This is a genomic window from Pseudotabrizicola sp., assembly GCF_030684215.1.
Classification (GTDB): domain Bacteria; phylum Pseudomonadota; class Alphaproteobacteria; order Rhodobacterales; family Rhodobacteraceae; genus Pseudotabrizicola.
The window spans coordinates 49,486-65,770 of record NZ_JAUXOV010000041.1 but is presented as its reverse complement, the minus strand read 5'-3'; the positions used below and the strand labels follow the sequence as shown (position 1 = coordinate 65,770).

General features: G+C 61.6%; 18 protein-coding genes. 7 read left to right on the top strand and 11 right to left on the bottom strand.

The features are described from left to right. Positions 1–134: 134 nt before the first annotated feature. From Q8K08_RS08725 to Q8K08_RS08715, 3 genes are all read left to right on the top strand, one after another. Positions 135–1,019 (top strand): LysR family transcriptional regulator, encoded by an 885-nt coding sequence (locus tag Q8K08_RS08725; protein WP_305249794.1) that lies wholly within the window; start codon positions 135–137, stop codon positions 1,017–1,019. Between the two features lie 109 nt (positions 1,020–1,128). Beyond that, on the top strand, positions 1,129–2,040 hold the full coding sequence (locus Q8K08_RS08720) for a ring-cleaving dioxygenase (RefSeq protein WP_304802235.1): 912 nt from the start codon (positions 1,129–1,131) through the stop codon (positions 2,038–2,040). Continuing rightward, a complete protein-coding gene (locus Q8K08_RS08715; RefSeq protein WP_304802236.1) occupies positions 2,037–2,669 on the top strand; it encodes an alpha/beta hydrolase in 633 nt (210 codons plus the stop codon). The genes Q8K08_RS08720 and Q8K08_RS08715 overlap by 4 nt, the downstream gene beginning before the upstream one ends. 20 nt (positions 2,670–2,689) lie before the next feature. Here Q8K08_RS08715 and hemP read toward each other — a convergent pair whose 3' ends face one another. Together hemP and Q8K08_RS08705 are read right to left on the bottom strand one after the other, a co-directional pair. Continuing rightward, a complete protein-coding gene (gene hemP, locus Q8K08_RS08710) occupies positions 2,690–2,848 on the bottom strand; it encodes a hemin uptake protein HemP (protein WP_370654157.1) in 159 nt (52 codons plus the stop codon). Beyond that, a complete protein-coding gene (locus Q8K08_RS08705) occupies positions 2,845–2,976 on the bottom strand; it encodes a hypothetical protein (protein ID WP_304802237.1) in 132 nt (43 codons plus the stop codon). Before Q8K08_RS08705 ends, hemP begins: the two co-directional genes overlap by 4 nt. 180 nt (positions 2,977–3,156) lie before the next feature. On the opposite strand from Q8K08_RS08705, the gene cysE reads away from it, so the two are divergent. Continuing rightward, positions 3,157–3,975 (top strand): serine O-acetyltransferase, encoded by an 819-nt coding sequence (gene cysE / locus Q8K08_RS08700; RefSeq protein ID WP_305249792.1) that lies wholly within the window; start codon positions 3,157–3,159, stop codon positions 3,973–3,975. Between the two features lie 166 nt (positions 3,976–4,141). On the opposite strand, the gene Q8K08_RS08695 is transcribed toward cysE, so the two are convergent. The 7 genes from Q8K08_RS08695 to pgk form a co-directional block, all read right to left on the bottom strand. Next, complete coding sequence (locus Q8K08_RS08695) at positions 4,142–5,440, bottom strand: pyruvate dehydrogenase complex dihydrolipoamide acetyltransferase (RefSeq protein WP_304802071.1); 1,299 nt, start codon at positions 5,438–5,440, stop codon at positions 4,142–4,144. A gap of 10 nt (positions 5,441–5,450) precedes the next feature. Next, on the bottom strand, positions 5,451–6,830 hold the full coding sequence (locus tag Q8K08_RS08690) for a pyruvate dehydrogenase complex E1 component subunit beta (protein ID WP_304802073.1): 1,380 nt from the start codon (positions 6,828–6,830) through the stop codon (positions 5,451–5,453). 13 nt (positions 6,831–6,843) lie between these two features. Next, complete coding sequence (gene pdhA / locus Q8K08_RS08685; protein WP_304802075.1) at positions 6,844–7,833, bottom strand: pyruvate dehydrogenase (acetyl-transferring) E1 component subunit alpha; 990 nt, start codon at positions 7,831–7,833, stop codon at positions 6,844–6,846. A gap of 160 nt (positions 7,834–7,993) precedes the next feature. Continuing rightward, positions 7,994–8,296 carry a septum formation initiator family protein gene (locus Q8K08_RS08680; RefSeq protein ID WP_304802077.1) on the bottom strand — a complete coding sequence of 101 codons (303 nt, stop codon included), beginning with the start codon at positions 8,294–8,296 and terminating at the stop codon, positions 7,994–7,996. 107 nt (positions 8,297–8,403) lie between these two features. Further along, entirely contained in the window at positions 8,404–9,297 is an 894-nt protein-coding gene (locus Q8K08_RS08675) for a fructose bisphosphate aldolase (protein WP_304802079.1), read from the bottom strand. Between the two features lie 103 nt (positions 9,298–9,400). Continuing rightward, on the bottom strand, positions 9,401–10,219 hold the full coding sequence (locus Q8K08_RS08670; RefSeq protein WP_304802081.1) for an SDR family oxidoreductase: 819 nt from the start codon (positions 10,217–10,219) through the stop codon (positions 9,401–9,403). Continuing rightward, positions 10,216–11,406 carry a phosphoglycerate kinase gene (gene pgk / locus Q8K08_RS08665; protein WP_305249791.1) on the bottom strand — a complete coding sequence of 397 codons (1,191 nt, stop codon included), beginning with the start codon at positions 11,404–11,406 and terminating at the stop codon, positions 10,216–10,218. The genes Q8K08_RS08670 and pgk overlap by 4 nt, the downstream gene beginning before the upstream one ends. A gap of 152 nt (positions 11,407–11,558) precedes the next feature. Here pgk and Q8K08_RS08660 point away from each other — a divergent pair, with 152 nt between their 5' ends. From Q8K08_RS08660 to Q8K08_RS08650, 3 genes are all read left to right on the top strand, one after another. Next, positions 11,559–12,068, top strand: a complete 510-nt coding sequence (locus Q8K08_RS08660) for a peptidylprolyl isomerase (protein ID WP_304797592.1) — start codon at positions 11,559–11,561, stop codon at positions 12,066–12,068. Beyond that, entirely contained in the window at positions 12,058–12,669 is a 612-nt protein-coding gene (locus Q8K08_RS08655) for a peptidylprolyl isomerase (protein ID WP_305249790.1), read from the top strand. The genes Q8K08_RS08660 and Q8K08_RS08655 overlap by 11 nt, the downstream gene beginning before the upstream one ends. Before the next feature lie 190 nt (positions 12,670–12,859). Further along, on the top strand, positions 12,860–13,966 hold the full coding sequence (locus Q8K08_RS08650) for a cystathionine gamma-lyase (RefSeq protein WP_305249789.1): 1,107 nt from the start codon (positions 12,860–12,862) through the stop codon (positions 13,964–13,966). Positions 13,967–13,972: 6 nt separating this feature from the next. On the opposite strand, the gene Q8K08_RS08645 is transcribed toward Q8K08_RS08650, so the two are convergent. Then, positions 13,973–14,629, bottom strand: a complete 657-nt coding sequence (locus tag Q8K08_RS08645) for an SDR family oxidoreductase (protein WP_304797599.1) — start codon at positions 14,627–14,629, stop codon at positions 13,973–13,975. A 98-nt stretch (positions 14,630–14,727) separates the two neighbouring features. Next, on the bottom strand, positions 14,728–16,191 hold the full coding sequence (purF, locus tag Q8K08_RS08640; RefSeq protein WP_304797600.1) for an amidophosphoribosyltransferase: 1,464 nt from the start codon (positions 16,189–16,191) through the stop codon (positions 14,728–14,730). Positions 16,192–16,285 lie beyond the last annotated feature (94 nt).

Here is a 16,285-nt window from a genome sequence, read left to right as displayed (position 1 = left end):
CGCTGCCCCCGGACCCCCGGAGTAGGTGTTGCCAAGATGAAAAGCAGGCAAATTGGCCGGGGTTGGAACCCTTTATTGCGCAAACAGGGGGGGGATGCTATCGAAGCCTTGTCACTGGTTCATGAGGAAAACGCATGATTGGCCCGCGCCGTTTGTTGCCATCCATGCCCGCACTGCTGGCGCTGGAAGCGGTGGACCGGCTGGCGACGGTTTCGGCGGCGGCGCAGGAATTGTCCTTGACGCAAGGGGCGGTCAGCCGGGCGTTGCAGGGGCTGGAAGGGCAGTTGGGGGTGGCGTTGTTCGTCCGCGAACGCCAGCGGTTGCGGCTTACACCTGCTGCACAGGATTATGTGCGCCATGTGCGGGTGCATCTGACAGGGCTTTCGCAGGCGTCCTTGCGGCTGCGGGCCAATCCCGGTGGCGGGGGCCTCAGCCTTGCGATCCTGCCTGCCTTTGGTGTGCAATGGCTGGCCCCGCGCTTGCCTGATTTTGCCCGTGCCAATCCGGGGGTGACGGTGCACCTGTCCACCCGGCTGCGGCCGTTCGATTTTGCGGCCGAAGGTTTTGACGCCGCGATACACTTTGGTCGGGCCGATTGGCCGGGGGCAGAGCATTTGTTGTTGCTTGAGGAGGTGGTGCTGCCGGTGTGCGCGCCTGCGGTGATGCCAGAGCCGGTCACCGAGGCAGAGGCATTGCTGGCGCTGCCTTTGCTGCAACTGGAAAGCCGACCGGGAGCCTGGGGGCGCTATCTGGCGCAGCAAGGTCTGCCCGGTCAGCGCCCGGTGGGGATGGTGTTTGACCAGTTTGCCACCATGATCCAGGCGGCGATCCATGGGCTTGGCGTGGCCCTGTTGCCGGAGTTCCTGATCCAAGATGCGTTGCGTGACGGCCAGCTTGTGCCGGCATGGCCGGCGCGCGGGCATGGGTTGGGCAGCTATTACCTTGTTTGGCCGCGCGATGTGCCGCCCCGTCCGCCGTTGATTGCCTTTCGGGACTGGATCGCAGCGCAGGCCGGATGAAGGTTATGTGCGAAAATGCACAATGGTAGTGAATATTTCCGCCTTATCTGCAAACCTATTTGATCTATCTTCGCTGCAAAGCCCTGCATCTGGGCAACAGGAGGACAAAATGACCACCATTCCCGGCCTTCACCACGTCACAGCCATTTCTGGTGCGCCGCAACCAAACGTGGATTTCTTCACCGGAACGCTTGGGCAGAAGTTGGTGAAAAAAACCGTCAACTTTGATGATCCCGGCACTTATCATCTGTATTACGGCGATGCGGCAGGCAGTCCCGGAACGATCCTGACCTTCTTTCCCTTCACGGATGCAGGGCCGGGGCGCGCGGGGCCTGGCATGGCCTCGGCCTATGCCTACGCCATTCCAACAGCCGCGTTTGACCGTCTTACCGATGATCTGGCTGCGCAGGGATTGGTCCAAGCGGGTGCGGAGCTGCGCTTTGGCGAGCGGATTGTCACGCTGCGCGACCCCGATGGCGCGCCGGTGGAGCTGATCGAAAGCGCCGATGCGGCGGACAGCCATGGATTTCATTCGGTGACGCTGTGGGAGCGTGACCCGGAGCGCACTTTGCGGTTGCTGAGCGATGTCTTTGGCTATCAGCACATCGGGACCGCGCAGGAAGGCACGACCGAGCGGCATCGGCTGATCGCACCGGGCGCCGAACGGGGGCGCATCATTGATGTGATCCGTGTGGCAGGTGCTCAGCCGGGGCGTCAGGGGGCGGGCACCATCCATCATGTCGCGTTTCGCGCCCGTGATGACGCAGAGCAGCTGGATTGGATGGACCGTCTTGCCCATGCCGGTCACCGCACGACCGAGGTAAAAGACCGTCAGTATTTCAACGCGATCTACTTCCGCGAACCCGGCGGCGTGTTGTTTGAAATTGCGACCGATCCTCCGGGTTTTGCGATTGATGAGCCTGTGGACCAGCTTGGACAGGCCCTGAAACTGCCCGAGCAATACGAAGCCATGCGCGGTCGGATCGAGCGGGTTTTGCCGCCATTGCGGGTTCGGTCGTGATTGCGCGGCTGCCTCAGGCGGCGACGCAAGGCCTGGTGATGTTGCATGGGCGTGGCGGGTCCGGGGCAGATATTCTGTCGCTTCTGGACCACGCCGGACTGCCCGATGTGGCGGCTGTGGCCCCTGAGGCACCGGGCAACAGTTGGTGGCCCAGCAGTTTTCTGGCACCTTTCGCCCAGATGGAGCCGTTTGTGGAACGCGGGCTTGCCGAAGTTGCAGCCGGGGTGAGCCGGCTGGAGCAGGCGGGGCTGGCGCGATCCGCCATCTGGCTGTGCGGGTTTAGTCAGGGCGCGTGTCTGGCGCTCGAAGCCTTTGCTCGTGAGGGCAAGGGACTGGCAGGTGTGTTTGCGTTATCCGGTGGCCTTGTCGGGCTGGCAGATCATGGCCAGCCCGATCCCGCGCTTTACGGGCACGCCGACAAAGACCTGTCCTATAGCGGACCGCGCAGCGGGCAGGTCTGGATTTCGGTGCACACGCGCGATCCGCATATCCCGCTCAGGCGCGTGGAAGACAGTGCCGCAGCCTTGCGCAAGGCGGGCGCAACCGTTGAAATGCGGGTTTTTCCGGGGGCAGGGCATGCGGTCATGCGCGAGGATATCGCCGCGCTGCGCCGTCATCTGAACCGGTAAAGCGGGCCGGTGGACCCGGCTTACTTGGTCAGGATCAGTTTACCCTGCCGCGTGATGCGCAATGAATAAATCATGCCATTCAACAGGATGCGCGCCTCGCGTCCGCCTTCGGTCAGGGCGGTTGCATCATGAAGCGGAATGGCCTCGGCAAGCCTGCTCATATCGGTAAGGGCGTTCATGGGCGCCCCTCCATCCGGTCTAGCATTGCGGCCAGCAGATCATTGGGCGCAAAACCGGCGAGTGACTGGCGCAACAGCTCGGCAAGGTCTGGCAGATCCGGAACGGGGCGGGCAAGGTGAAGGGGCATGTCGGGGCATCCTTTGGACAGGGGTCATGGTCTTGGCTGGCCCGTCCGGACTGGCTGCCCTAATAACTTACAAAAATACTTTGGAATGTAAAGTCTCCCTTCAAAGGTTTTTTCAAGATGGCTGTTGAACCAGAGCGCTACCTGCTACATTTCTAGACGACACTCTGAAAGGATCGTGCCATGGCCGAGCGAAAACTGAAACTGTCGCCCCTTGATCCGGTATGGACTAGGGTTTGTGACGAGGCCGAGGCGGCGATCAAGGAAGACCCGCTCTTGGGTGGCATGATCCATTCCTCTTTGCTGCATCACACGACGATGGAACAAGCACTGGCGTATCGGTTCTCGTTCAAGCTGGCGTCGGCCGAGATGGGTGAGCAGATTTTGCGTGAAATCGCCGACCAGGCCTACGGGGAAGACCCGGAGCTAGGGGCGGCTGCGCGGGCCGACCTGATGGCAATTTACGACCGCGATCCGGCCTGCCATCGGTATTTGCAGCCAATCCTTTTCTTCAAGGGCTATCAGGCGGTTCAGGCCTACCGTGTCGGCCATTGGCTGTGGACCCACGGCCGCCGCGATCTGGCCTATTTCGTGCAAATGCGGGTGTCAGAGGCGTTTGGCGTCGATATCCACCCCGGCGCGCGTGTGGGCAAAGGCCTGATGATCGACCACGCCCATTCCATCGTGATCGGCGAGACTGCGGTGGTCGGCGACAATGTGTCGATGCTGCATTCGGTGACGCTGGGCGGCACTGGCAAAGAAGACGGCGACCGCCACCCAAAGATCGGCGACGGCGTGCTGATCGGGGCGGGTGCCAAGGTGCTGGGCAATATCCACATCGGCAATTGCAGCCGTATCGCTGCGGGCTCGGTGGTGTTGCAGGACATTCCGCGCAACAAGACCGTGGCCGGGGTTCCGGCCAAGATCGTGGGCGAAGCAGGTTGTTCGCAGCCGGCGATGTCGATGGATCACAATCTGACAGGTTGCATGGACTGCGACTGATTCAGCGTCTGGTCCTCATCTGACGAGTACAGATCTTTTCCATGTCGTCAAATGAGTATTTTAGCCGAAACGAAGACCAAGCCTTAGAGCCTGATATTTCATCTTGGTCTAAATACTCATGTTTTCAACGCCCCGGCCCAGTGCAAGGCCGGGGCGTTGATCTGTGTCAGGCCAGCATGGTCATCGGGTTTTCCAAAGCCTCAATCACGGCCTTCAGGAAGGCGGCACCCAGGGCACCATCGATCACGCGGTGATCGACCGACAGGGTCATCGACATCACGGTCGCCACCCCGATGGTGCCATCGGATTTGACCACGGGTTTCTTGATGCCTGCGCCGACCGCCAAAATCGACCCATGCGGCGGGTTGATCACGGCGTCAAAGTTTTCCACGCCCATCATCCCAAGGTTGGATATCGCAAAGCTGCCGCCCTGATATTCATGCGGGGCCAGCTTCTTGGTCTTGGCGCGACCGGCCAGATCTTTCATCTCGGCTGACAGGGCCGAGAGGGACTTTTTGTCGGCATCGCGCAAGACGGGGGTAAATAACCCACCTTCAATCGCGACCGCGACGGCCACGTCTGATGGCTTGAGCTTCAGGATACGGTCCCCCGCCCAGACGGCGTTGCAATCCGGCACGGCTTGCAGCGCTTGTGCGCAGGCCTTGATCATGAAGTCATTGACCGACAGTTTCACACCGCGCCCTTCGAGAGATTTGTTCAGCGTCTCGCGGAAGGCCATCAGCGCATCCAACTGCACGTCACGGCGCAGATAGAAATGCGGGATGGTCTGTTTGGCTTCGGTCAGGCGCGCCGCGATGGTGCGGCGCATTCCGTCCAGCGGCACCTCGGTAAAGGCGCGGTCGGCATACATTTTCAGAACGGTCTCGGTCGACGGTCCGGTGGGCATTGCGGTCTTGGCCGAGGCCGCTGCCGGTGCCGCGGCGGGTGCTGCCGCAGCCGGGGCCGCGGCTTTTGGGGCCGCCTTTGCGCCCTCGACATCGGCGCGCACGATGCGGCCATGCGGGCCAGAGCCTTGAACGGCGCTCAGGTCCAGACCTTTTTCCTTGGCAATGCGGCGCGCCAGCGGCGAGGCGAAGACACGCGCGCCGGGTGCGGCCACAGCGGCGGCCGGGGTAGAGGTTGCCGATGCTGCGGCAGGTGTCGCTGGCGAAGGTGTTGCCGCTGCAGGGGCGGCAGCGGGCTTGACGTCAGACAGGCTCTCGCCATCTTCCAGCAGCACCGCAATCGGATCGTTCACCTTGACCCCTGACGTGCCCTCGGCGACCAGCAGTTTGCCGATGGTGCCTTCGTCTGTCGCCTCAAACTCCATCGTTGCCTTGTCGGTTTCAATCTCGGCCAGAATCTGGCCGGATTTCACCACATCACCCTCTTTCACCAGCCATTTGGCCAAAGTGCCTTCTTCCATCGTCGGGGAAAGCGCGGGCATCAGAATTTCAACAGCCATGACAGCCCCCTTAACGATAGCAGACAGATTTGACCGCGGCAGCGATTTCCGCCGGGGTGATGAGGGCGAACTTTTCAAGGTTCGCGGCGTAAGGCATCGGCACATCCTTGCCGGTGCAGGTGATGACGGGCGCATCCAGATAGTCAAACGCGCGCTGCATGATCGTGCTGGCCATATGGTCGCCGATCGACCCGACGGGGAAACCTTCCTCAACGGTGATGCAGCGGTTGGTCTTCTGTACCGACGCCAGAACCGTATCGTAATCAATCGGGCGCAGGGTGCGCAGGTTGATCACCTCGGCGCTGATGCCATCTTGCGCAAGCAGGTCGGCCGCCAGCAGCGAGTGCGCGACACCGATGCCAAAACTGACGATTGTGACATCCGTGCCTTCGCGGATGATTGACGCCTTGCCAAAGGGAATGGTGAAATCCGGGTCGGTCGGCACGTCAAAGCTGCGGCCATAGAGGATTTCATTTTCAAGGAAGATAACCGGGTTCGGATCCCGGATCGCGGTTTTCAGCAGGCCTTTTGCATCGGCTGCCGAATACGGCATGCAGACCTTGAGCCCCGGAATGGCCGCATACCATGCGGCGTAATCCTGAGAGTGCTGCGCGCCGACGCGGGCGGCGGCACCGTTGGGGCCACGGAACACCATCGGGCTGCCCATCTGGCCACCCGACATATACAGCGTTTTCGCAGCCGAGTTGATGATGTGATCAATCGCCTGCATGGCGAAGTTGAACGTCATGAACTCGACAATCGGGCGCAGACCGCCCCAGCTTGCGCCAACCGCGATCCCGGCAAAGCCGTGTTCGGTGATTGGCGTATCGACCACGCGCTTGGCGCCGAATTCATCCAGCAGACCTTGGCTGATCTTGTAGGCGCCTTGGTATTCGCCAACCTCTTCCCCCATCAGGAACACGTTGGGATCACGGCGCATTTCTTCGGCCATCGCCTCGCGCAATGCTTCGCGCACGGTCATGGTCTTGGTCGGGCCATCGGGCAGGTCGGCGTGTGGCCAGCCTTTTGCTGCGGCAACCGGGGCAGGGGCGGGGCTTGCGGCCTGCGCGGGCACCGATGCCGGGGCCTCTGCTGCCGCGACAACCGCCGCAACCGCCTTGGGGGCGGGCGTGTCGCTGACAGATTCGCCTTCTTCAACCAGGACCGCAATCGGCGTGTTCACTTTCACGCCCGATGTGCCCTCGGCCACCAGCAGTTTGCCAATGATCCCTTCATCGGTCGCCTCGAATTCCATCGTTGCCTTGTCGGTTTCAATCTCGGCCAGAATCTGACCCGATTTCACCACATCACCCTCTTTGACCAGCCATTTGGCCAGCGTGCCTTCTTCCATCGTCGGGGAAAGCGCGGGCATCAATACTTCGGTTGCCATGTGTCGTTCCCCCTCAGGCGTAGATGTCTGTCCAGAGTTCCTCGACCGGAGGCTCTGGGCTGTCTTTTGAAAATTCGGCCGATTCGTTGACCTGTGCCTTGATCTCTTTGTCGATGGCTTTCAGGTCTTCGTCGCTGGCATGTCCACCTTGCAGCAGCAGATCGCGGACATGTTCGATGGCGTCTTTTTCGGTGCGCATTTTCTCGACTTCCTCACGCGTGCGATACTTCGCCGGGTCAGACATCGAGTGACCGCGATAGCGATAGGTCATCATTTCCAGAATATAGGGGCCATCGCCCGCGCGGCAGGCGGCAACCGCCTTTTCTCCAGCGGCTTTCACGGCCAGAACATCCATCCCGTCAACCGCTTCGCCCTTGATGCCATACGCGGCACCGCGTTCCCACAGGGAGGGCGATTTGGTCGAGCGTTTAACCGATGTTCCCATGGCATAACCGTTGTTTTCAATGACGAAAATCACCGGAAGGTTCCAAAGCTGCGCCATGTTGTAGGCTTCATACACCTGGCCCTGGTTGGCCGCGCCATCGCCGAAATAGGTGAAGGTCACATTGTCATTTCCAAGGTATTTGTCGGCAAAGGCCAGACCCGCCCCCAATGGCACCTGCGCGCCGACGATCCCGTGGCCGCCGTAGAAGTGCTTTTCCTTGGAGAACATGTGCATCGAGCCGCCTTTCCCCTTGGAATAGCCGCCGATGCGTCCGGTCAGTTCTGCCATCACGCCTTTTGGGTCCATGCCGCAGGCCAGCATGTGGCCGTGGTCGCGGTAGCTGGTGACGCGCTTGTCACCGTCTTTGGTGGCCGCTTCCAGCCCCACAACAACCGCTTCCTGGCCGATATACAGGTGGCAAAAGCCACCGATCAGGCCCATGCCATACAACTGGCCCGCCTTTTCCTCAAACCGGCGGATCAGCAACATCTCGCGGTAGTATTTCAGCAACTCGTCCTTCGAGGCGTTCGACCTCTCGGCTGGTTTCTTGGCGGCCATATGCGGCATCCTCCCGTCTGTGGCTTGGATAGTTCAGTATTAAACTATCCATAGCGCATCGGGATTTATTGGGCAAAACAAAAAGTGCCGCTGCGTCCTGCATGGCACCTATGCACAAAATGGGGGTCTGAGCCTTGCTTGGCGAAGGGGATATGTCAGCTCAACGGATGACGATTTCGTCAGGCCGGACGTAGCCCAGAACATCGCGCACGCGTTCGTCCAGCAGGTCCACATCGAGATAACGGTCAGACAAACGCGATGTCAGATTGGTGATCTTGCCCAGATCGACATACAGACGGTCACGCTCGATGCGCAGCGTCTCGGCCTCGGCGCGGATCTGGACCTGACGGAACACGCCGTAATCACCTTGCACAGCGGCAAAGGTAAAATAAGCCCCCAGCATGAAGGCCAGCATAAGATAAAGAATTCCGCCAATCGGAAGGCGATTGCCCAGTGCCGTCATCCATCTGCCCCTTGCGGCCGTGTTGTCCGGCCCTTGGCGAATCATGGCACATCTGATTCGGATAGGGAATCCCCTTTGCAGGGAAATCCCATCACGTTTGCCTGTGTTTAGCCCGCAACCGATGCCGCGTGGATGCTGCTGATCGCCTGACCCAAGGCGGCGTCAAATTCGGCGTCTGACTGCTGGGCCGAAAGACCTTCGGTCAACGCGCGGCTAAAGCTGGCGATGACGCCACGATTACGGGCCAGAATGGCATTGGCCGCTTCGCGGCTGTGACCGCCCGACAACGCGACGACTTTCAGCACACGCGGATGATCGACCAGCGGCGCGTAGAAGTTATCGACGCTTGGCAGCGACAGTTTCAGCATGACCTGCCGGTCAGTGGGCAGGGCGTCCAGATGGCGCAGGATCTCTGCCATCAGCATCGCTTCGGCCTGTGGCTTGTCGGTGATCGAGATGGTCACCTCGGGTTCCAGAATTGGCATCAGGCCAGCCGCCGCAACCTGATCAGCCACGGCGAATTGCTGAGCGACGATGGCAGCGATACCCTTGGCATTGGCTGCATTCACAACCGACCGTTCCTTGGTGCCAAACACCCCCAGCCCCTTGGCACGGGCCAGCAGCGCATCCAGCCCCGGCATTGGCTTCATCAGTTGGACGCCATCGGCCTCGGCCTCCAGCCCCTTGTCGATCTTGAGGAACGGCACAACGCCGCGCTGCTCCGACAAGAACCGGGCGGTTGGAATGCCGTCGATATCGCGGTCCATCGTCTGTTCAAACAGAATTGCGCCAACCACTTTGTCACCGGAAAAGGCGGGCGATTTGATAATGCGCGACCGCATCGCGTGGATCATGTCATACATTTCGGCTTCGCCCGTATAGGCGTCCTCGGTCACGCCATACAGACGCAGCGCCTTTGGCGTCGATCCGCCCGACTGGTCCAGCGCTGCGATAAAACCATTTCCCTTGCCGATCAGCTCAGCAGCTTGCGCGAAAATCATGTCGGTGATCCTTTGATAACGTCACAGGTGTTGACCTTGGATAGAGATAGCCGCTGCGCCCTGCAATCATGGTGACGCTAACAGAGGTTGGAAAAAGCACTGCCTACCAACGGCGGCGGAACACCTGCCCGGCAATCCATGCGGTAAGCCTGCGGGGCAGCACGCGGGGAGCAAAGGCGAAACCCTTGGTCATCCATCCGGTAACCACGACGCGGCGGCCTTTTTCCAGCCCGGCCCAGCCGGTTGCGGCCACAGATTCGGGCGTCGCCATCGGCAACAGGCGGGTCAGCAGCGTGGCTTTGTCTGCGCTGTCTGCGGTGAAGAACCCGGTCGTGGTCGCACCGGGGCACAGGGCGGTGACGAACACAGCGTCTTTGGCGGCTTCTTCCGCAACCGCCTCGGACAGCGACAGCAGATAAGCCTTTGTCGCACCGTAAACCGCCATATTCGGCCCCGGCATGAAGCCCGCGGCAGAGGCCACATTCAGGATCCGCCCGCCACCAATGGCTGCCATATGGGCCAGCGCGCGTTTCATCAGGATCGTGGCCGAGATCACATTGACCAGAATCGATTCCGACTCGCGCAGCCAACCGTCGGGATCAAGAAACTGCCCGTTGCGGCCAAGGCCCGCTGCATTGACCAGCACCGCGATGCGGCCTTGGCTGGCGGCCTCGGTCCAAAGCGCCTCGGCGGCGTCGGGGTCGGACAGATCAGCGGTGATGCAGACCGTTGCCACATAATGCGCCCGGCGCAGGCTTTCGGCATGTGCCTCTAAGCGATCAGACCGCCGACCAGACAGGATGACATTATACCCCGCCTTGGCCGCCTCGGTCGCCAAGGCGCGGCCGATCCCGTCGGATGCGCCTGTCACCAGCGCCCAGTCTGCCTTGCGGTAGTCTTGCGCCAGTGATGTGTCGCTCATGCCATCAGCGCCGCTACGCCGGGCAGTTCCTTGCCCTCCATCCATTCAAGGAACGCACCGCCTGCGGTAGAGATAAAGGTGAAGTCATCCGCTGCACCCGCCTGATTGAGCGCAGACACGGTATCGCCGCCGCCCGCGACTGAGATCAACGCACCTTCACGCGTGAGTGCCGCTGCCGATTTTGCCGCCGCATTGGTGGCTGCGTCAAACGGTGTCAGCTCGAACGCACCCAATGGGCCGTTCCAGATCAGCGTTGCACTGGCCTCGAACACTTTGACGATGGCGGCCACGCTCATCGGGCCTGCGTCCAGAATCATCGCATCAGCCGGGCAAGCATCGGCGGCCACCACGTCATGCTCGGCATTGGCCTTGAACTCACGCGCGACAACCACATCGACGGGCAGGTGAATGGTGCAACCCGCCGCCTTTGCCTTGACCAGAATGTCACGCGCGGTATCGGTCATGTCGCGTTCCGCCAGCGATTTGCCAACCTCTATCCCCTGGGCCACAAGGAAGGTGTTGGCCATGCCGCCACCGATCACCAGATGATCAACCTTTGTCACCAGATTGCCCAACAGATCCAGCTTGGTCGAAACCTTGGCCCCGCCCACCACGGCCACCACCGGGCGCTTGGGGGTGCCAAGGGCCGCTTCCAGCGCCTGCAGCTCTGCCTCCATCAACCGGCCCGCAGCGGCGGGCAGCAGGTGGGCCAGACCAGCGGTCGAGGCATGGGCGCGGTGTGCGGCGGAAAAAGCGTCGTTCACAAAGGCGTCGCCCAGCTTTGCCAATTCAGCGGCGAGCGCGGGGTCGTTCTTTTCCTCGCCAGGGTGAAAGCGGGTATTTTCGAGCAAGACGACATCGCCCGGTTCCGCACCGACAATTGCCGCCGCAGCCTCGGACCCGATACTTTGCGCGCTGAACACCACCTTGCGGCCCAGACTTGCCTCTAGTGCCGGGGCAAGCTGGCCAAGGCTCATTTCCGGCACCACTTTGCCCTTGGGCCGGTCGAAATGTGCCAAAAGCACAACCCGCCCACCACGCGCGATGATGTCTTCGACTGTCGGTTTGATCTTGTCGATCCGGGTGGTGTCAGTCACCCGCCCGCCCTCCATGGGCACGTTGATATCAACGCGGACCAGCACCGTCTTGCCTGCAAGGCCGATGTCATCGAGTGTCTTCCAGCCCATGCGCGGACCCTCCTGTCGTATTACCGCCCTCTGTTTCCGCCGGAATGCCGCGCAGGTCAACCGATCTGCGCACCTTATGCACCGGCCCCCCTTTCCTTGCGGCCACAGGGACATTAGGTTGCGCGCGACAGAACAGGAAGGAGCCTCACCCGATGGCCGAGATCAAAGACCCCGAAAATACCATTATCCTCACGCTGAAGGATGGCGAAGTGGTGATCGAGCTTCTGGCCGATGTTGCGCCAAAGCACACCGCCCGGATGAAAGAACTGGCCCGCGCCAAAGCCTATGACAACGTGTGTTTTCACCGCGTGATCGACGGTTTCATGGCGCAGACCGGTGATGTGGAAAACGGCAACATGGAAAACAACTTCAACCTGCGTCGGGCTGGCACGGGCGGATCTGACATGCCGGACCTGCCGGCCGAGTTTTCCAAACTGCCGCATGACCGTGGCACTTTGGGCGCCGCCCGCAGCCAGAACCCGAACTCTGCCAACAGCCAGTTCTTCATCAACTTTGGCGACAATCATTTCCTGAACAACCAATACACCGTCTATGGCCGGGTGATTTCGGGCATGGAGCATGTGGACAAGATCGCGCGCGGCGAGCCACCGGCAAGCCCGGACCGCATGATCACCGTGCGGGTGGCTGCCGATGTTGCGTGATCGGTTCATTGCAGGCGGGATCTTTGCCCTTGGTCTGGCGGTTGTGGGCGGATATGCCATCAGCCAGTTTGCAAGCCCGGTGATGGCGCAGGCCGAAGACGGCCCCGGCCCGAACCTTGTGATCGAGGTCGCGGGCAGCACCTCTGGTCAGATCGTGATCGACATGCTGCCGGACGTGGCCCCGCGCCATGTCGAGCAGATCACTACCTTGGCCCGCGAAGGCGCTTATGACGGGGTGGTGTTTCACCGCGTGATTGATGGCTTCATGGCCCAGACCGGCGATGTGGCTTACGGCAAGACGGGTGGCGATACCTCGATGGCAGGGATGGGCGGATCATCGCGCCCCGACCTGCCGGCCGAGTTCTCGCAACTGAGCTTTGAACGTGGTGTGGTCGGCATGGCGCGCAGCCAAAACCCGAACAGCGCCAACAGCCAGTTTTTCATCATGTTCGCACCGGGCGAGTTTCTGAACGGTCAATACACCGTTGTGGGCCGGGTGATTGCGGGTATGGAGGTGGTTGATGCCATCAAAAAGGGCCAAGGCAGCAATGGTGAAGTGACCGACCCGGACCAGATGGCGAAAGTCTCTGTCGCCGAGTGATCGGGTTTTTGATCGGTGACAAGGCCCCCGAAGGTGACTTCGGGGGCCTTGTCTTTTGGGCGGCCCGACGGGGTGCCGCACCTTGTTTCCGGGCCACGCAAGAAACTTCCGCGCCGCAGCGCCTTCGCCGACCGCCTCTTGCAAATTCCAGCGGGCTGCCTGACTGTGCGCCATCACATCAAGGGGTTGGATGATGGACACCGACATGCAGCGCCGTTTGGCAGACCTGTTGCACCACCGCAGCGCGGGGCTGGAAAAGGGCGATCCGGTGTCGCTGCCGCTGACCACATCGACCAGCTTTCACCTGCCAGAGGTGCAGGGCGCGCCCTATATCTACGCGCGCAACGGCACGCCCACATGGGAGGCGGTCGAGGCGCAGTTGTCTTTGCTGGAGGATGCCGAAACGGTGACCTTTCCAAGTGGAATGGGGGCAATTTCGGCAGCTCTGTTTGCGACGCTCACGGCAGGGGATCGGGTGATCCTGCCCTCGGACGGGTATTATGTGACCCGCGTGTTGTCAGAGGGGTTCCTTGCGCCCTTGGGCGTTGATGTGGTGCAGATCAGGACGCTGGACTATGCGACGGCTGATTTTACCGGAGCGGCAGTTGTCTATCTGGAAACCCCATCCAATCCGGGGCTGGATGTGGTGGACATAGCCGATGTTTGCGTGCGCGCCCATGCGGCGGGGGCGATTGTGATTGTGGACAACACCACGATGACGCCGCTTATGCAACGGCCCTTGGACCTTGGTGCCGATCTAGTGGTGGCCGCCGATACCAAGGCGCCCGCAGGCCATTCAGACGCGCTGTTTGGCCATGTTGCGGGGCGCGATGCCAGACGCATGGCCCGCGTGCGCGACTGGCGGCGGCTGTCGGGGTCGGTGCCGGGCTCGATGGAAGCGTGGCTGGTGCATCGGGGGTTGGAGACGCTGGAGGTGCGGCTGGAGCGGATGTGCGCCTCGGCAGCTGTGATTGCAGACCGGTTGCAGAGCCATTCTGCGGTACTGGCCTTGCGCTATCCGGGGCTGATGGATGATCCGGCGAATGCGCTGTCAAAGCGGCAGATGCAGGGGTTTGGCTTTCTGATCGGCATGACAGTGAAAGATGCCACCCTGGCCGAGGGGTTTCTGGCGCGTTGCCCCTATCTGGTGCGCTCCACCAGCTTTGGCGGCACCCATTCGGCGGGTGAGCGTCGGGCGCGCTGGGGCGACGGCGTGCCCGAAGGCTTTATCCGGCTGTCGATCGGGGTGGAGCCGGTCGAAGCCCTGTGGGCCGCGATGCGAGACGCGTTGAACTAGGGGCGCTCAGATAAGATCAAGCAACCGCGCGGCCTCGTCCCTTGGGGAGAACAGGGCTGCGCGGTCTTCGCCCGGATAAAAGCGCGCGCGCACCGCTGTTGGCATCGGGCGTGGGGTTTCCACCAGCACGCGCGGGCCAATGCGCTGCGATTCCGCCTGCCAGTTGTGGGCGAGGGCGATCTGGCCTGCTTTGCTGGCCCCATAAGCCGCACCGAATTTCTGAGTGGCCACCGGATCATCGAAGAACATCGCGGTGCCGGTTTTCGCGCGTAACAGCGGTTCCACCATGGTGATCAGAAACGCCGTAGCGCGCAGATTGGCTGCGATGGATTTGTCGAGATCCTTCATGTCGATCGAGGGCGCGGGCGCAAGTGCCGTGGTATGCACCGCCGTATGCGCCCAGAACTGCAATCCGCCCCAACGGTCATGGATGGAGCGGCACAGATGGCGCATCGCGTCTTCATTTGTTACATCCATCGGGGCAAGCGTCAGGCTGCCTGCGCCTGGAAGGCCCGCAGCTTTGACCCGGTCATCAAGGTCTTCGAGCCCGCCCACGGTGCGGGCGACCGCCACCACATGCCAGCCGCGCAAGGCCAGTTGTTCGGCCATGGCCGAACCCAGCCCGCGCGAGGCGCCGGTGATGAGGGCGATGTTCTGAGTCATGGGTGGCTCCGGTGGTTGGTGATGGACGCGGGGGTTTCACACCCCCGCACCCCCGTGGAGTATTTTGCCAAGATCAAGGGGCCAAGGCAGGCGCGCTTTTATTCGGCGGCTTTCATCTCAAAGCCTTCGGCGATCTTGTCCGATGGTGTAACGGGATAGTCGCCGGAAAAGCAGGCATCGCAGAATTTGGGGGCGGCTGCATCGCGGCCTGCGGCCTCGCCTGCGGCGCGGTAGAGGCCGTCGAGCGAGATGAATTTCAGGCTGTCTACGCCGATCCAGTCGCGCATTTCATCCTCGGTCATGGTGGCGGCGAGGAGTTTGGAGCGTTCGGGCGTATCAACGCCGTAAAAGCAGGGCCATGCGGTGGGGGGTGAGGCGATGCGGAAGTGGACTTCGGCGGCACCTGCATCAAGGATCATGTCCTTGATCTTGCGGCTTGTGGTGCCGCGCACGACCGAGTCGTCCACGAGGATGACCCGCTTGCCCTTGATCAGCGCGCGGTTGACGTTGAGCTTCAGTCGCACGCCCATGTTGCGGATGGATTCGGTGGGCTCGATGAAGGTGCGGCCCATGTATTGGTTGCGGATGATGCCCATGGCATAGGGGATGCCGGATTGCTGGGAATAGCCGATGGCGGCAGGTGTGCCGGAGTCTGGCACCGGGCAGACGAGGTCGGCATCCACAGGGGCCTCAATAGCCAGTTCCACGCCGATCTGGCGGCGGGTTTCATAGACAGAGCGGCCGCCGATGATGCTGTCGGGACGCGAGAAGTAGACCTTCTCGAAAATGCAAAAGCGTGAGGGCGCGGGGTGGAAGGGGCGGGTGGAGATCACCTTGTTGCCTTCAATCACCACCATTTCACCGGGGTCGATCTCACGCACGAAATCGGCGCCGATGATGTCGAGTGCGCAAGTCTCTGACGACAGCGCCCAACCGGAATCGCCGATGCGGCCAAGGACCAGCGGGCGCACGCCAAGCGAGTCGCGCACGCCGATCAGTTTGGTACGGGTCATGGCAACGACCGAGAACGCACCTTCGCAGGCGCGCAAGGCGTCCTTTATGCGCTCGGACAGGTTCTTCTGGATTGACCGCGCCATCAGGTGGATGATGCATTCGCTGTCCGATGAGGACTGAAAGATCGAGCCGCGCTCGATCAGTTCTTTGCGCAGGGCGGCCGCGTTGGTCAGGTTGCCGTTATGCGCAATGGCACAGCCGCCCATGGAAAACTCGCCAAAGAAGGGCTGCACGTCACGGATCGCGGTGGCCCCTTTGGACCCGGCGGTGGAATAGCGGACATGGCCGATGGCAAGCTGGCCCGGCAGAGTGTCCATCACATCGGCTTTGGTGAAGTTGTCGCGCACATAGCCAAACCGGCGGGCCGAGTTGAAGCCGTGGTCGGGGTGATAGCTGACGATGCCGCCTGCCTCTTGCCCGCGATGTTGCAGGGCGTGCAGGCCAAGGGCGGTGAAGTTGGCTGCATCCGAGACGCCGATGACGCCGAAGATCCCGCATTCCTCCTTTAACTTGTCATCATCAAAGGGGTGGGACAGGAAGGGGCGCATCGGGCGACTCCGTCTATGGCAGGTTTGCCACCCTTTACGCCATGGTCACGGCAGTGTCACGCGCATTGCAGCAAATAGGCAGAGCCGATCTGCT

What these genes read in the sequence shown, in the direction of transcription:
- Q8K08_RS08725 (WP_305249794.1), top strand. Translation starts at nt 135, where the DNA reads ATGATTGGCCCGCGCCGTTTGTTGCCATCCATGCCCGCACTGCTGGCG.
- Q8K08_RS08720 (WP_304802235.1), top strand. Translation starts at nt 1,129, where the DNA reads ATGACCACCATTCCCGGCCTTCACCACGTCACAGCCATTTCTGGTGCG.
- hemP (WP_370654157.1), bottom strand. Translation starts at nt 2,848, where the DNA reads ATGAACGCCCTTACCGATATGAGCAGGCTTGCCGAGGCCATTCCGCTT.
- Q8K08_RS08705 (WP_304802237.1), bottom strand. Translation starts at nt 2,976, where the DNA reads ATGCCCCTTCACCTTGCCCGCCCCGTTCCGGATCTGCCAGACCTTGCC.
- cysE (WP_305249792.1), top strand. Translation starts at nt 3,157, where the DNA reads ATGGCCGAGCGAAAACTGAAACTGTCGCCCCTTGATCCGGTATGGACT.
- Q8K08_RS08695 (WP_304802071.1), bottom strand. Translation starts at nt 5,440, where the DNA reads ATGGCTGTTGAAATTCTGATGCCCGCGCTTTCCCCGACGATGGAAGAA.
- Q8K08_RS08690 (WP_304802073.1), bottom strand. Translation starts at nt 6,830, where the DNA reads ATGGCAACCGAAGTATTGATGCCCGCGCTTTCCCCGACGATGGAAGAA.
- pdhA (WP_304802075.1), bottom strand. Translation starts at nt 7,833, where the DNA reads ATGGCCGCCAAGAAACCAGCCGAGAGGTCGAACGCCTCGAAGGACGAG.
- Q8K08_RS08680 (WP_304802077.1), bottom strand. Translation starts at nt 8,296, where the DNA reads ATGACGGCACTGGGCAATCGCCTTCCGATTGGCGGAATTCTTTATCTT.
- Q8K08_RS08675 (WP_304802079.1), bottom strand. Translation starts at nt 9,297, where the DNA reads ATGATTTTCGCGCAAGCTGCTGAGCTGATCGGCAAGGGAAATGGTTTT.
- Q8K08_RS08670 (WP_304802081.1), bottom strand. Translation starts at nt 10,219, where the DNA reads ATGAGCGACACATCACTGGCGCAAGACTACCGCAAGGCAGACTGGGCG.
- pgk (WP_305249791.1), bottom strand. Translation starts at nt 11,406, where the DNA reads ATGGGCTGGAAGACACTCGATGACATCGGCCTTGCAGGCAAGACGGTG.
- Q8K08_RS08660 (WP_304797592.1), top strand. Translation starts at nt 11,559, where the DNA reads ATGGCCGAGATCAAAGACCCCGAAAATACCATTATCCTCACGCTGAAG.
- Q8K08_RS08655 (WP_305249790.1), top strand. Translation starts at nt 12,058, where the DNA reads ATGTTGCGTGATCGGTTCATTGCAGGCGGGATCTTTGCCCTTGGTCTG.
- Q8K08_RS08650 (WP_305249789.1), top strand. Translation starts at nt 12,860, where the DNA reads ATGATGGACACCGACATGCAGCGCCGTTTGGCAGACCTGTTGCACCAC.
- Q8K08_RS08645 (WP_304797599.1), bottom strand. Translation starts at nt 14,629, where the DNA reads ATGACTCAGAACATCGCCCTCATCACCGGCGCCTCGCGCGGGCTGGGT.
- purF (WP_304797600.1), bottom strand. Translation starts at nt 16,191, where the DNA reads ATGCGCCCCTTCCTGTCCCACCCCTTTGATGATGACAAGTTAAAGGAG.